Here is a 14,334-nt window from a genome sequence, read left to right on the forward strand (position 1 = left end):
GTCGTTCACTGCTGCGCGACGACCGATTGGCGGTAGATCACCTTCTCGTAGGGCTGGACTTCCCGCTGGCCGTCGGCATCGAACGCGATCGCGCCGGTCACGCCGGTATACGACTTGCCCAATGCCGCGAGCGCCGTGCGGATCTTGGCGGGATCGGTGGACTGTGCACGGCCGATCGCCGCGGCGGACAACAGCGTCGCGTCGTATGCATAGCTGCCGAACGCCGATCGCGGGGCCTCGTTGTACGCGGCCTGATAGGCGCTCGCATACGCTTTCGCGCCCGCGCCGAGCGCGGCGACCTCGAGGCCGATCTGGCCTTGCGCGATCTGCGCAGGCGTGTCGCTCGTGCACATCGTCAGATAGATGCCGTACCACGGATGCTGGTTGAGCTGCATCTCGAATGCCTGCCGGTTCAGCGTCGCGGCCTCCTGGCCATAGGCGCTGTACACATACGCATCGGGCTGCGCGCGCGACGCCTGCTCCAGTTCGCGGCGATAGGTCGACTGCCCTTCGGTATAGAGCACCGTCGACACCACCGTGCCGCCGAGCGCCTCGAAACGCTTCTTGAACTCGCCCGCGATGCCCTGGCCATAGCCGTTGTTCGGCGCGATCAGCGCGATGCGGCGCAGCTTGCGGGCATACACGTCCTGAGCGGCGAAGCGCGCGGACAGGTCGTCCAGCCCGATCACGCTGAACGAGCCCGCGCCGATCTTGCGTACCTGCTGACTCGACGAGCCGATGTTGATGTGCACGTCGCCCTGACGGACCAGGAACTGTCCGACCGGGATCGTCACCGACGACGAGAACTCGCCGAGCACGACCGGCACGTGCTCGACGGTCGCGAGCTTGCGCGCGGCGTCGAGCGCGGTATTGGCCGAGCCGCCCGAATCCTCGATGCGCACGGCGAGTTTCTGGCCCAGCACGCCGCCTTTCGCATTGATCTGCGCGACGGCGAGCTCGATGCCGCGACGCTGGTCTTCGCCGATGGACGCACTCGCGCCGGTCAGCGGCAGCACCGCGCCCACGCTGACGTCGGCCTGCACAGTGCCCGAAGCAAGCGTACCGAGCACGATCCAGATACCGAGACTCCACTGCCTTGCCTTCATCTTCGTTCTCCCGTCGCATGGTCGGCCGTCGTGACGACGGCTTGGTTTGATATACAGAAGTGTCGACAGAATCACAGATCAAAAATCGTTTGCAAATAAATTTTCGAGTCGCTGTGAAGAATCGCGAAGGCGCCGTGGATTTCACAAAAATTGCCCTTTTTTCATGCATTTATGCACGCCGACAAAGAGCGTGGATAGCCGTGGTGCAAGCACGCGCCAATGTGGCGCAACGGAGAATATTTCTGAAAAAAGTGTATACAGATGTGAATTGCAGTGCTTAAATTCGCCCAACTCGACACGACATCGGAGGGCAGTCAGATGGTGGAGATCAAGCGATACGGCGTGGGTGAACGGATGAGCCAACTGGTGGTCGCGGGCGGGCTGGCATTCGTCGCCGGGCAGGTGGCGGACGACACGTCGCTCGACGTGGCCGGGCAGACCCGTCAGATCCTCGACAAGATCGACCAACTGCTCGAACGCGCGGGGCTCGACAAACGCCGGATCGTATCCGCGAGCATCTGGCTGGCCGACTATCGCAGCTTCGCGGAGATGAACCGCGTATGGGATGCGTGGGTGCCGCAGGGCGACCCGCCGGCACGCGCATGCGTCGAATCGAAGCTCGCGTTTCCGCAGTACACGGTCGAGATCGCGGCGATTGCCGCAAGCTAGGGCAGGAGAACCGGACGATGAAGACGATCGTGCTCGGCGGCGGCATCGTCGGCGTGACCACTGCGTATTTCCTCGCGAAGGCGGGCGACGAGGTGACGGTGATCGAACGTCGCGACGGCGTCGCGCTCGAAACGAGCTTCGCGAACGCCGGGCTGATCGCCCCAGGCCATTCGTATACCTGGGCGTCGCCGCGCGCGCCGAAGATTCTCTTCAAGTCGCTGTTTGCCGACGGCCAGGCGCTGCGGCTCAAATGGACGCCCGACTGGCGGATGTGGGCCTGGTGCGCGCTGTTCCTGCAGAACTGCACGGCCGAGCGCTCGCGGCGCAATACGTCGATCAAGGTGCGGCTGTGCCGTTATGCGCAGCAGCGGCTTCAGCAGGCAACGCGCGACGAACTGCTCGAGTACGACCGTACGAGCGGAGGGCTGCTGTACCTGTATCGCGATCCGGCATCGTTCGAGCGCGGCGTCGCGAACATGCGGATCCTGACCGACAACGGCCTGCCGCTCGACATCCTGGATGCGCGGGCCACCGTCGAACGCGAGCCCGCGCTGCGCCACGCGGCGGATGCGATCGCGGGCGCGATCCATTGCCCGAGCGACGAGAGCGGCGACGCGCATCTCTTCACGCGCGCGCTCGCCGAGCGCTGTCGTGCGCTCGGCGTCGAATTCCGCTTCGGCACGTCGATCGACGGCGTGCGCGCAAGCGCCGATGCGATCGACTACGTCGAGACGTCGCAGGGCCGCGTCACCGGCGATCGATACGTGCTCGCGCTCGGCGCGTATTCGCCGTTCGTCGCGCGCGCGCTCGGCTACCGGCTGCCGATCTATCCGGTCAAGGGGTACTCGGTCACGCTGCCGATCGGCGACACGCACGAGCCGCCCGCGCTCGGCGGCGTCGAAGAGAACCAGCTCGTCGCATGGGCGCGCTTCGGCGACCGGCTGCGGCTCACCGCGACCGCCGAATTCAGCGGCTACGACACCACGCATTCGCCGGGCGATTTCGCGCACATGCTGGCGACCGCGCGCGCATTGTTTCCGAACGGCGCCGACTACGCGACGCCGTCGTACTGGGCCGGCCTGCGGCCGATGACGCCGGAAGGCACGCCGATCATCGGTGCATCCCGGCACCGCAACCTGTTTTTCAACACCGGCCACGGCCATATGGGCTGGACCATGTCGTGCGGCACCGCGAAGATCGTGGCGGACCTGATCCACGGCAAGCGGCCCGAGATCGACATCACCGGAATGACACTGCAATGAGCGAACTTCTCTCTTCCTCCCAGGCGCTCGAACCCGGCGTCGGCGCCGGCGCGGTGCACGACGCGTACGCCCGCTTCGATTTCTCGCTCGATGCGGGCATCGCGCGGCGGGCGGCGATCGGCCTCGTCGTGCTCGCGACCGATCACACGATCGAATACGAGTGGCGGCGTCTGCTCACCCTCGACGGCGTCGCGTTCTACGAAAGCCGGATCGCGAATTCGGCCGAGATCACCGCCGAGACGCTCGCGCGGATGGACGGCGGGATCCGCGCCGCGGTCGAACTGATCCGGCCGGGCGAGCGCCTCGACGTCGTCGCGTTCGGCTGCACGTCGGCCTCGATGGTGCTCGGCGAGGAGCGCGTATTCGAGCGCATCCGCGAGGCGCGGCCCGGCGTCGCGTGCACCACACCGATTACCGCCGCGCGGATCGCGCTGACGACGCTCGGCGCGCGCGGCGTCGCGCTGCTGACGCCGTACGAACGCGCGATCAACGATGCGATGGCCGCGTACCTGCGCGCCCGCGGCGTCGATATCGTGCGAGTGGGCTCGTTCGAGCACCGCGACGACAACGAGGTCGCCCGGATCGAGCGCGCGTCGATCGAGCACGCGGTATTGACGCTCGCCGCCGATCCGGCCGTCGATGCGGTATTCGTGTCGTGCACGAGCCTTCGCATCGTCGATGCGCTGGCCGACATCGAAGCGCGGGCGGGCAAACCCGTGCTGTCGAGCAACCATGCGCTCGCGTGGCACGCGTTGCGGCTCGCGGGTATCGACGATCCCGTGCCGGGCTTCGGCAGCCTGCTGATGCGGTGATGCGTGGCGTGTTCATGTAAAAAAGCCGCGCGCAGGCGAATGGCCGATGGATAATGACGCGCGGTGACAACAGGTGGAACCAGGAGACGAGATGTCGACTTCCGTTATGGCTGGCCGGGAGACCGCGGCGCCGACGCGCACGGGCCTCACGGTCAACGAGATTTACGAGCAGCTGAAGCAGATGGCCGTGCTGTACAAGATTCGTCCGGGCGAGCGGTTCAACGAGCTGGAGCTCGCCGAGCGCTTCAACGTGAGTCGCACGCCGATTCGCGAGGCGCTGAACCGGCTCGTTGCCGAAAACCTGCTGGTGTTCGTGCCGAACCGCGGTTTCTTCATTCGGGAACTGGAGGGGAAGGATGTGTTCGATCTGTTCGAATTGCGCCGCTCGATCGAGACGACCGCGGTGACGCTCGCGTGCGAGCGCGCGTCGGACAACGACATCAAGGCGCTGCGCCGCTTCTGGAAGCAGGTGATGAAGAATGCCGCGCGGATGTCGTCGGCCGAGCTGGTCGTCAAGGACGAGCAGTTTCACCTGGAGCTCGCCGCGCTGTCGGGCAATGCCGAGATCGGACGGGTGCTGCAAGGGATCAACGCGCGAATTCATTACGTGCGGTGGGTCGATGTCGATCAGCGGCGCAACGAGGCGTTTACCGAGCATCTCGAGATTCTCGACGCGCTCGCCGAACGCGATGCCGCGCGTTGCGCGACGCTGACCGACACGCATATCCGCTGGCGGATGGAGGAGATCACGCGCGTCGTGCAGGCGAGCGTCGTCAAGCTGTACGCAAAATAACGAAAGGCCGGCGGGCAGGGCAGCGCCGGTCGACGAGACAAGCAGTCGTGCAAAGGAGGACGAGCCGCCCGGATCGACCGGCGCGGCGCATCGCTACTTGATCGTCACGAGGTGCCGTCATGACACACGGTACGTTGGTCACGCTGTACAAGCCTTCCGCGGCGCAGATCGAGCATGTGCTGACCTTGCCCGCGAAAAGCCCCGTCGTCGTCGCGGTCGACAATTCGCCCGTCGCCGATCGCGTGCTGTATGCGCGGCTCGCGGCAGGCGGCGTCGACGTGATCGCGAATCACAATCGAGGCGGCATCGCCGGGGCGTTCAACGCCGGCGTCGAATTCCTGATCGGCCGAGGCTGCGACGTCTTCTTCATCTTCGATCAGGATTCGCACGTTCCGGACGACTATTTCGATCGCATGCTGGCCGGCTGCGCGCGGGTGGGCGACAGCCGCTTCCTGGTCGGCCCGCGGATCTTCAACCGCAATTTTCAGCGCGACCTGCCGTTGTTCACGGTGCGCCGCTGGTCCGCGCAGATCACGCCGATCCACGGCGGCGCGCACGGCCTGCTGTCGTGCTCGATCATCATCTCGTCGGGCACCGCGATTTCGCTCGACGCGTATCGCGCGCTCGGCCGCTTTCGCGAGGACTTCTTCATCGACCACGTCGACGCGGAATACTGCATGCGCGCGCAGGCGCATGGCGTGCCGGTGCGCGTCAACGCCGACGTGTCGCTGCCGCACGAACTCGGCAGCCCGTCCGCGCAGCAGCACTGGCCGCGCGTCGAGATATTCGATCAGAGCGCGCTGCGCCACTACTATGCGGCGCGCAACTGCATCCTCGTCGCGCGCGACTACTGGCGGCGCTATCCGGCCATGCTGCTGATCAATCTCATCACGCTCAAGCACGTCGCGTTCGTGCTGCTGCATGCGCGCAACAAGCGCCTGAAGCTGAAGGCCATCTATTGCGGCGTGACGGACGGGCTGCGGGGCCGGTACGGCCGCGTGTGACGCGCGCGGTATGGCGCCATATCGAGGCACGAGGATTGCACCACATAATTTGGAGTTCTTATCATGAAGAGGAATTCGCGATGACCCAGACCACGCCGATTCACCGCCGCTATACGGGCGCGTTCTCCGTCGCGCCGACGATCTTCACCGAAACGGGCGAGATCGACATGCCGGGCCAGAAGCGCTGTGTCGACTTCATCATCGACGCGGGAGCGGACGGCCTTTGCATCCTGGCCAACTACTCGGAGCAGTTCTCGCTGACCGACGACGAGCGCGAACGGCTCATCGCGGCGATCCTCGAGCACGTGGCGGGGCGCGTACCGGTGATCGTGACGACCACGCACTTCAATCCGACTATCTGCGCGGCGCGCAGCCGCGCCGCGCAGGCGGCCGGTGCGGCGATGGTGATGGTGATGCCGCCGTACCACGGCGCGACGATCCGCTGCGGCGAGGCCGCGATCGAACAGTTCTACGCGACGCTCTCCGACGCGATCGCTATTCCGATCATGTACCAGGACGCGCCGATGAGCGGCACGCAGGTATCGGCCGCGTTTCTGGCGCGCCTCGCGCACACGATTCCGAACCTGCGCTATTTCAAGATCGAGGTACCGCAATCGGCGTCGAAGCTGCGCGAGCTGATCTCGCTGGGCGGCGACGCGATCGAAGGGCCGTTCGACGGCGAGGAAGCGATCACGCTGCTCGCCGATCTCGATGCGGGCGCGACCGGCAGCATCCTCGGCGGCGGCTATCCGGACGGGCTGCGGCCGATTCTCGCCGCGTATCTCGCCGGGCAGCGTGACGAGGCGGTCGCACGCTACGAGCGATGGCTGCCGCTGATCAATTACGAGAACCGTCAGGCCGGCCTGCTCGCGGCGAAGGCGCTGATGAAGGAGGGCGGCGTGATTGCATCGGACGCGCCGCGCCGGCCGCTCGCGCCGCTGCATCCGGCGACGCGCGCGGGCCTGATCGAAATCGCGCGACGGCTCGACGCGCTGGTGCTGCGCTGGGCACGCTGACGCGACGGCCTCGCGGTACGACGTTGAGATATCCGCCGCCACCCGCGCGCACGACGCGTACGAGCGGCCTCCGCACTCGATGACCCAACCAAGGAACCCGAAGAATGAGCATGCCGACGATACGCGCGGTTCGCGCGCTGACGGTGCGCGGTGGCGGCGCCGACTACCACGATCAGGATGCCGGCCACTGGATCGACGACCACATTGCGACGCCGATGTCGCGCTACCCCGAATACCGGCAGAGCCGCCAGTCGTTCGGCATCAACGTGCTCGGCACGCTCGTGATCGAAGTCGAGGCCAGCGACGGTACGGTCGGCTTTGCGGTGACGACCGGCGGTGAGATCGGCGCGTTCATCGTCGAGCGGCATCTCGCGCGCTTCATCGAAGGGCAGCGCGTGACCGACATCGAGAAGATGTGGGATCAGATGTTCCACGCGACGCTGTACTACGGGCGCAAGGGTGTCGTGCTCAATGCGATCTCCGGCGTCGATCTCGCGCTGTGGGATCTGCTCGCGAAGGTCCGGCAGGAGCCCGTGCACCAGTTGCTCGGTGGCAAGGTGCGCGACGAGCTCGAGTTCTACGCGACCGGCGCGCGGCCCGATCTCGCGAAGGAGATGGGCTTCATCGGCGGCAAGCTGCCGTTGCATCACGGTCCGGCCGAGGGCGAGGCCGGCCTGCGCCGCAATCTCGACGCGCTCGCCGACATGCGTTCGCGTGTCGGCGCCGATTTCTGGCTGATGCTCGACTGCTGGATGAGCCTCGACGTGCCGTATGCGACGCGGCTCGCGCACGACGCGCACGCGCTCGGCCTGAAATGGATCGAGGAATGCCTGCCGCCCGACGACTACTGGGGCTATGCGAAGCTGCGCCGCGACGTGCCGCGCGGCATGCTCGTCACGACCGGCGAGCACGAGGCGACCCGCTGGGGCTTCCGGATGCTGCTGGAGATGGAGTGCTGCGACATCATCCAGCCGGACGTGGGCTGGTGCGGCGGGCTCACCGAGCTGATCCGGATCTCGGCGCTCGCCGACGCGCGCGGGGTGCTGGTGATTCCGCACGGGTCGTCGGTCTACAGCTATCACTTCGTCGCGACGCGGCACAACAGCCCGTTCGCCGAATTCCTGATGATGGCGCCGCAGGCCGATCGTGTCGTGCCGATGTTCGATCCGCTGCTGCTCGACGAGCCGGTGCCGGTCGGCGGGCGGATGAAGGTGCCCGACACCCCCGGCTTCGGCGTGCGCCTGAATCCGGACGTGCGCATGCAGCGCCCGTATGAACACTGAGCGCGGATACGTACACCCGCATCGCGATGCGGGCCGGCCGGAACGGCGGCGGCCGCGGCCGACGGTGCGGCGGGAGAAGGAGAGGAGGGCACAATGACGCAGTTGCTCGAAGACAGGATCGTCGTCGTGACGGGCGGGTCGCGCGGAATCGGCCGCGCGATCGCGCTGGCGTGTGCGCGGCACGGCGCCGACATCGTCGTCAACTACTGGACGAACCCGCTGCTGCCTGCGCAGGCCGATCACGAGATCGACGCGCTCGTCGACGCGATCCGCGCGACGGGCCGCGACGCGCTCGCCGTGCCGGGCGACATCGCGCGGCCCGACACGGCAAGCGCGCTGGTCGCGGCGGCGGTCGAGCGATTCGGCCGGATCGACGTGCTCGCGAGCAACGCCGGAATCTGCCCGTTCCACGGCTTCCTGGACTTGCCGCCCGACCTGCTGCAACGAACGATGGAAGTGAACCTGCACGGCGCGTTCTACGTGACCCAGGCCGCCGCCCGACAAATGGCCGCGCAAGGGCACGGCGGCGCGATCGTCGCGACCAGCTCGATCAGCGCGCTCGTCGGCGGCGGCATGCAGACGCACTACACGCCGACCAAGGCCGGCGTCCATGCGCTGATGCAGTCGTGCGCGGTCGCGCTCGCGCCGCATCGGATTCGCTGCAATTCGGTGCTGCCCGGCACGATCCGGACCGAGATCAACGACGACGATCTCGCCGCGCCCGGCAAGACCGAGTACTTCGAGCGCCGGATCCCGCTCGGCCGCCTCGGCGAGCCGGACGACGTCGCCGACTGCGTCGTGTTTCTCGCGTCCGACATGGCGCGCTACGTGAACGGCGCCGCGCTGCTCGTCGACGGCGGCCTGTACGTGAACCTGCAGTGAAACGACGAGGCATGGCCATGGAAACGATCGCTTTCAGGATGCGCCTGCACCCTGGCAAGCAGGACGAATACCGGCGCCGGCACGACGCGATCTGGCCGGAGCTGGCCGACGCGCTTCGCGCGGCGGGCATCTCGGACTACTGGATCTTTCTCGACGACGACACCCATCACCTGTTCGCCGTGCTCAAGCGGCCGGCCGATCACCGGATGGCGCAACTCGCCGAAACGGACGTGATGCGGCGCTGGTGGGCGTACATGGCCGACCTGATGGCGACCGGGCCCGACGGACGTCCGGTCGAGAAATCGCTGGAGCCGATGTTTCATCTGGAATGAGAACGGTCCCTTCGACGGATCGTCGCGTCGTATCGACTCACGGAGCCCCCATGCAGGTTGTCGATCCACATGTTCATTTCTGGGACGCCGACGCGCTGAGCTACGGCTGGCTCGATCGCGCCCGGCCGGCGTTCTCGGGCGCGGTCGCGGACTTGCCTCGCCGGTACCGGCCCGCGGACTTGCGCGCGGACGCCGGCGCCGATATCGACGTGCTGAAGGTCGTGCATGTCGAGGCGATCCACGATGCGTGGACGACACCGAGCGAAGTCGACTGGCTGCAGGCGCTTGCCGATGCGCCGGCGAGCGGCGGGATGCCGGACGGCATCGTCGCGGGCGTCGACCTGTTCGCGCCGGACGCACGCATCCGGCTCGCCGCCGCAGCAGCGCATCCCAACGTGCGCGGCATCCGGCAGGTGCTGAACCGGCATCCGGATCCCTGGTACAACTATGTCGACGTCGACTATCTGGCCGAACCGCGCTGGCGGGAAAACTTCGGGATGCTGAGCGAGTTCGGCTTGTCGTTCGACCTGCAGTTGTACCCTTCGCAGGTCGGTGCCGCGCTCGCCGTCATCGACGCGCACCCCGACACGCCGGTGATCGTCAATCACACCGGCATGTTCGTCGACCGGACCAGCGTGCACGGCTGGCGCGAATGGCGCGACGGACTGCGCGGGCTCGCACGGCGGGCGAACGTGACGATGAAGCTGTCCGGGCTCGCGATGTTCGACCATCGCTGGACGGTCGAAAGCTTCCGCCCGTATGTGCTGGAGGCGATCGACGCGTTCGGCGCGGCGCGCTGCATGTTCGCGTCGAATTTCCCGGTCGATCGGCTCCATGCCGGCTATCCGGCGCTCTGGCACGCTTATGCGGCGATCGTCGCGGGCGCCGGCGACGATGAACGCGATGCGCTTTTCGTTCGCAATGCGCTGCGAACTTACCGATTGTGAGCCGGGCGGCGGGTGTCGTCGCCGCAGCGCCCCGACGGCATCAGCCGTACGCGCACACAGCAGCGGTGCTGGATGATGCCGCCTCGGGGCCTGTTCGCGTCAATCGCGCAATGCGGTTGCGACGAGGTTCGCCAACGGTGTCGTGGGTCGACCGATCAGTCGCGCGAGGGCGCCGCCATCGTCGAACAGCGCACCGCGCGAGGCGGCCACGTCGGCATCGGCCAGCAGGCTGGCAAGCTCGGGCGGCAGCCCCGCGCTCGTCAGCGCATCGGCATACGCGTCCGGCGCAAGATCGTTGTAAACGATGGTTTTTCCGGACTGCCGCGAAACCGCTTCGGCGAGTTGCGCGAGCGTGAACGCATCGTCTGCCGCCAGTTCATACGTTTTGCCGGCGTGGCCCTCCGTCGCCAGTACCACGGCGGCGGCCGCCGCATAGTCCTTGCGCGCGGCGGAAGAGAAGCGCCCGTCCTTCGCGGCCCCGATGAACGCGCCGTGCTCGAGCGCCGCGGGCAGCGCCATCAGATGATTCTCGGTATACCAGCCATTGCGAAGGATGACGGCGGGGAGGCCCGACGCTGCGATGGCTTCTTCCGTCTGCCGGTGCTCGATCGCGAGTCGGGCGGGCGATGTGTCGGCGTGCAGCATGCTCGTATAGGCGAGCAACGAGACGCCGGCCTCCCGTGCTGCGTCGATCACCGCGCGATGCAGTGGCAGACGGCCGGTGACTTCCGTCGACGAGATCAGCAGAAGTTTGTCGACACCGACGAACGCGGTGGCGAGCGTTTCAGGCCGCGTGTAGTCGGCCTCGCGCACCACCACGCCGCGCTCGGCAAGGTCGCGCGCCCTGGCGGGATGCCTGACCGCCGCGACGATCCGCTCGGCCGGAACGGTTTCAAGCAATGCGTCGATCACAAGGCGCCCGAGTTGCCCGGATGCTCCCGTTATTGCATACATGTCCATGCTCTCCCAGAGTCGGTAGGTGAGGCTCCAAGTGTAGAGTCGATGGTTTCCGTTGGAAACCATCTATCTATCGGTTACCATCATTTTCAAGTAACCAAATGGAAACCACCCGTGGGGCGACGATGGGTTTGAGAATGCGAAAGAAGGTGGAGCCGCTTCCCGGCTGTCCGATGTCGAAATGCATGGCGCTGATCGGCGGCCTGTGGACGCCCGAGCTGATCTGGTGCCTGAGCAACGGCCCGCGCCGGTTTTCGGAGCTGCGGCGCGACAACCCGACCATCACCGCGAAGGTGCTGACCGGCCGGTTGCGCGATCTCGAGGAGCGGGGTGTGATCCGGCGGAGTGTGCTGCCGACGTCGCCGCCGTCCGTGGAATACGAGCTGACGTCGCTGGGTCAGGAACTGCTGCCGGCGATTACGTCGATCGTGGAGGTCGGGTCGCGGCTGCTGCTGCGTGACCGGCCGCGCTAGCCATCCGCAACCAGGCCGAGAACCAGCGCTTCACCGAGATTGGTCGAGGCGATGACGGGCGCTGGGGAAACGATTTCACGCGACACGTTGCCCGCCGGGCGAAGCGCACAGCCCACGATCATGGCAAGCGGGTCGCGGCTCGACGGTCCGGCCAGCAGCCCGCTCGCCGCAATCAAGCCGCCCGATCATGCCGGCGCAACGCTTTACGCGTCTTTCAGCCAGGGCATTTCCACCGGCGACACGACCAGTTGCCGGAATTCGCGTTTCAGATCGAAGATGAATCCGACCAGGATCATCGAGTCGGCGTAAGGAATCGGAAAGACCTGCGGATTTTCCGGGGTACGCAGCGGGCGCTCCGGCGTGTCCGCGGTCGCCGCGGCGTTTTCGCGAACGCTTTCCAGGTCGTCTGCCATGGCCGGGCCACCGGCTTTCAGCACGCGGCTACGCAGATCGCTGAAGGGTTCGATGCGCGCGGCGTCTTCGTGGTACTCGGGCACTTCATAAACGAACCAGGACATTGTCGTCTCCCATGAGAAGGGGCGCTATTCTAACGCCCCGCGAGGGTCCACCGAAAATCGAGGCCGTTCGCTTCTCCAGCACATCCACGGACCCGGCGAGGTCACCGTATCTCGAGCGGATCGCAGCGATGTCACACTTCGGACAGCACCTGATGCGCCGCGCGAACGACCGCATCGACCGTAATGTCGAACTTGTCGTAGACGTCCTTGATTTTTCCGGACTCGCCGAAGCCGTGCATTCCGACGAACCGGCCTGCCGGTCCGATGTAGCGCTCCCATCCCAGTTCGACCGCTGCCTCGACCGCGACTCTCGCCGGCGAGGTGCCCAGCACGGCCCGTTGGTAATCGCGCGGCTGCTGCTCGAAGAGCAGGCGGCACGGCATCGATACCACGGTCGTCGGCACGCCTTCCTGCTGCAGGATGTCGCGCGCCTGGACGGCGAGGTCGACCTCCGAACCTGTCGCGATCAGCGTGAGTTGGCGCGGTCCGCCATCCGCCTCCCGCAAGATATAGGCGCCCCGCGCCGACTTGTTTTCGTTTCCCGGCTCGTTGCGCAGCAGCGGCACCGGCTGGCGCGACAATGCGAGGAGTGCGGCCCTGCGGGGCTGTTCGAGAATCAGCTCCCAGCACTCTGCCGTTTCGACCGGATCGGCCGGCCGATAGACGGCGAGTTGGGGAATGGCCCGAAGGGCGGCCAGGTGTTCGACGGGTTGATGGGTCGGGCCGTCTTCGCCGAGACCGATGGAATCGTGCGTCATCACGAAGATGGATCGCACCCGCATCATCGCGCTCAGCCGGATCGCCGGTCGGCAGTAGTCCGAAAAACAAAGGAAGGTGCCACCGTACGGAATGAGGCCTCCATGAAGGGCGATGCCGTTCATGGCCGCGGCCATGCCGTGTTCGCGAACGCCGTAGTGGAGGTATGAACCTTTGAACCGGCCGGGCTCGATCGCGATCTGGTTCTTCGTCCTCGTATTGTTGGACTGCGTCAGATCCGCCGAGCCGCCCAGCAATTCCGGAATCGCGTCGACGAGATGATCGAGCACCGCACCGCTGGCCTTGCGGGTGGCCATTGCACTGCCACTGGCAATGAACGCCTGCCGTGCCGCCGCGATTGCTGCCCTCCAGTTATCCGGAAGCTTTCCGGCATTGCGCCGGTCGAATTCGGTGCGCAGCGCCTGCGGCGCCCGGCGGACACGCTCGTCCCACGCGAGTCTCGTCTTGCGGCCGCGCGCGCCGATCTCCCGCCATGCTTTCAGCAAGTCATCCGGGATTTCGAACGGCGGCGAATGCCAATCGAGGGCCTGGCGTGCGCCCGCGATTTCATCCTCGCCCGGGGCATCGCTATGGGCTTTCTCGGTTCCGGCCTTCGTCGGAAAGCCGAACCCGATGATCGTCCTGCAAGCGATCAAGGTTGGCCGGTCATGCGTTGCCCGGGCCGTCTCGATAGCGTTCCGGATCGCGTCCGTGTCGTGCCCGTCGATTTCCAGGACGTGCCATCCGGCCGAGTGAAAGCGCTCGATCTCGTTGTCCGAGACCGCGAGCCGGGTGGCGCCGTCGATCGAAATCGAATTGTTGTCCCAGAACGCGATCAGTCTGCCCAGCCGGAGGTGACCGGCCAGCGAAATGGCCTCGTGGCTGATGCCTTCCATCAGGCAACCGTCACCGAGAAACACGTATGTGTAGTGATCGACGAGATCGTCGCCGAAGTGAGCATTCATGACGCGCTCGGCCAACGCCATACCGACGGATTCCGCGATGCCTTGTCCGAGGGGGCCGGTAGTCAGTTCGATGCCGTCGGCGTGCGAGTATTCCGGATGCCCCGGCGTCTTGCTGCCGACTTGCCGGAACCGCTTGAGCTCGTCGAGGGTCATGTCGGCATAGCCGGTGAGATAGAGAAGACTGTAGAGGAGCATCGACGCGTGTCCGTTGGAAAGGATCAACCGGTCGCGATCGATCCAGTGGGGCGCCGATGCGTCGAATTGCATGAAGTCCTTGAACAGGACCGTCGCGACGTCAGCCAGCCCCATGGGCGCACCGGGATGACCGCTGTTGGCTTTCTGTACTGCATCCATCGTGAGGAAGCGGATACAGTTCGCCAGCGCGCGAAGATGGGGGTCTCGTGGGGACGGTACCGCCTTTGCAGCCGTCCGGGAATGTGCGGTGGAATCGCTCATCGGTTCTCCTTTCTCCTGTTTGGGTCGGGAAAGATGAGGCTCCGGTGCAATATGCATACCTTCTCGACGGTGGCGAGCCGACGGACGAGTCGAGGTCGGTCCG

Annotated in this window: 16 protein-coding genes; 11 read left to right on the top strand and 5 right to left on the bottom strand. The window is 66.2% G+C overall.

All coding sequences use genetic code 11. The features are described 5' to 3' along the window. Window positions 1-5 precede the first annotated feature (5 nt). Window positions 6-1,106 (bottom strand): ABC transporter substrate-binding protein, encoded by a 1,101-nt coding sequence (locus HWX62_RS02235; protein WP_175932638.1) that lies wholly within the window; start codon window positions 1,104-1,106, stop codon window positions 6-8. 318 nt (window positions 1,107-1,424) lie between these two features. Here HWX62_RS02235 and HWX62_RS02240 point away from each other — a divergent pair, with 318 nt between their 5' ends. The 10 genes from HWX62_RS02240 (at window position 1,425) to HWX62_RS02285 (ending at window position 10,106) form a co-directional block, all read left to right on the top strand. Then, the gene (locus HWX62_RS02240) at window positions 1,425-1,775 is read left to right on the top strand and encodes a RidA family protein (RefSeq protein ID WP_175932639.1); all 351 of its coding nucleotides are present in this window, start codon (window positions 1,425-1,427) and stop codon (window positions 1,773-1,775) included. A 17-nt stretch (window positions 1,776-1,792) separates the two neighbouring features. Beyond that, complete coding sequence (locus tag HWX62_RS02245; RefSeq protein WP_244135923.1) at window positions 1,793-3,037, top strand: D-amino acid dehydrogenase; 1,245 nt, start codon at window positions 1,793-1,795, stop codon at window positions 3,035-3,037. After that, the gene (locus HWX62_RS02250) at window positions 3,034-3,849 is read left to right on the top strand and encodes an aspartate/glutamate racemase family protein (RefSeq protein WP_175985077.1); all 816 of its coding nucleotides are present in this window, start codon (window positions 3,034-3,036) and stop codon (window positions 3,847-3,849) included. Before HWX62_RS02245 ends, HWX62_RS02250 begins: the two co-directional genes overlap by 4 nt. 91 nt (window positions 3,850-3,940) lie before the next feature. Next, window positions 3,941-4,642, top strand: a complete 702-nt coding sequence (locus HWX62_RS02255) for a GntR family transcriptional regulator (RefSeq protein ID WP_175932642.1) — start codon at window positions 3,941-3,943, stop codon at window positions 4,640-4,642. A gap of 119 nt (window positions 4,643-4,761) precedes the next feature. Next, entirely contained in the window at window positions 4,762-5,646 is an 885-nt protein-coding gene (locus HWX62_RS02260) for a glycosyltransferase family 2 protein (RefSeq protein ID WP_175932643.1), read from the top strand. An 80-nt stretch (window positions 5,647-5,726) separates the two neighbouring features. Then, a complete protein-coding gene (locus HWX62_RS02265) occupies window positions 5,727-6,662 on the top strand; it encodes a dihydrodipicolinate synthase family protein (RefSeq protein WP_175932644.1) in 936 nt (311 codons plus the stop codon). A 104-nt stretch (window positions 6,663-6,766) separates the two neighbouring features. Beyond that, window positions 6,767-7,945 carry an L-rhamnonate dehydratase gene (rhmD, locus tag HWX62_RS02270; RefSeq protein WP_175932645.1) on the top strand — a complete coding sequence of 393 codons (1,179 nt, stop codon included), beginning with the start codon at window positions 6,767-6,769 and terminating at the stop codon, window positions 7,943-7,945. 93 nt (window positions 7,946-8,038) lie between these two features. Next, complete coding sequence (locus tag HWX62_RS02275) at window positions 8,039-8,827, top strand: SDR family NAD(P)-dependent oxidoreductase (protein WP_175932646.1); 789 nt, start codon at window positions 8,039-8,041, stop codon at window positions 8,825-8,827. A gap of 17 nt (window positions 8,828-8,844) precedes the next feature. Beyond that, window positions 8,845-9,159, top strand: coding sequence for an L-rhamnose mutarotase (gene rhaM / locus HWX62_RS02280; RefSeq protein ID WP_175932647.1), 315 nt, complete (start codon window positions 8,845-8,847; stop codon window positions 9,157-9,159). Between the two features lie 50 nt (window positions 9,160-9,209). Beyond that, a complete protein-coding gene (locus HWX62_RS02285; protein WP_175932648.1) occupies window positions 9,210-10,106 on the top strand; it encodes an amidohydrolase family protein in 897 nt (298 codons plus the stop codon). A 99-nt stretch (window positions 10,107-10,205) separates the two neighbouring features. Here the strand turns inward: HWX62_RS02285 and HWX62_RS02290 are convergent, their stop codons facing one another. Next, window positions 10,206-11,060: an SDR family oxidoreductase gene (locus HWX62_RS02290; protein WP_175932682.1), complete on the bottom strand. Its 855-nt coding sequence runs from the start codon at window positions 11,058-11,060 to the stop codon at window positions 10,206-10,208. Between the two features lie 104 nt (window positions 11,061-11,164). On the opposite strand from HWX62_RS02290, the gene HWX62_RS02295 reads away from it, so the two are divergent. Continuing rightward, complete coding sequence (locus HWX62_RS02295) at window positions 11,165-11,536, top strand: helix-turn-helix domain-containing protein (RefSeq protein ID WP_244135924.1); 372 nt, start codon at window positions 11,165-11,167, stop codon at window positions 11,534-11,536. On the opposite strand, the gene HWX62_RS02300 is transcribed toward HWX62_RS02295, so the two are convergent. The 3 genes from HWX62_RS02300 to tkt form a co-directional block, all read right to left on the bottom strand. After that, window positions 11,533-11,712 carry a hypothetical protein gene (locus HWX62_RS02300; protein WP_175932649.1) on the bottom strand — a complete coding sequence of 60 codons (180 nt, stop codon included), beginning with the start codon at window positions 11,710-11,712 and terminating at the stop codon, window positions 11,533-11,535. The genes HWX62_RS02295 and HWX62_RS02300 overlap by 4 nt on opposite strands. A 27-nt stretch (window positions 11,713-11,739) precedes the next feature. Beyond that, window positions 11,740-12,054 (bottom strand): hypothetical protein, encoded by a 315-nt coding sequence (locus HWX62_RS02305; protein ID WP_060011064.1) that lies wholly within the window; start codon window positions 12,052-12,054, stop codon window positions 11,740-11,742. Between the two features lie 131 nt (window positions 12,055-12,185). Further along, window positions 12,186-14,231: a transketolase gene (tkt, locus tag HWX62_RS02310; RefSeq protein WP_175932650.1), complete on the bottom strand. Its 2,046-nt coding sequence runs from the start codon at window positions 14,229-14,231 to the stop codon at window positions 12,186-12,188. Between the last annotated feature and the right edge of the window lie 103 nt (window positions 14,232-14,334).

Origin of the sequence: Burkholderia sp. BCC0506, from assembly GCF_902833145.1 — a bacterium.
Taxonomy (GTDB): domain Bacteria; phylum Pseudomonadota; class Gammaproteobacteria; order Burkholderiales; family Burkholderiaceae; genus Burkholderia.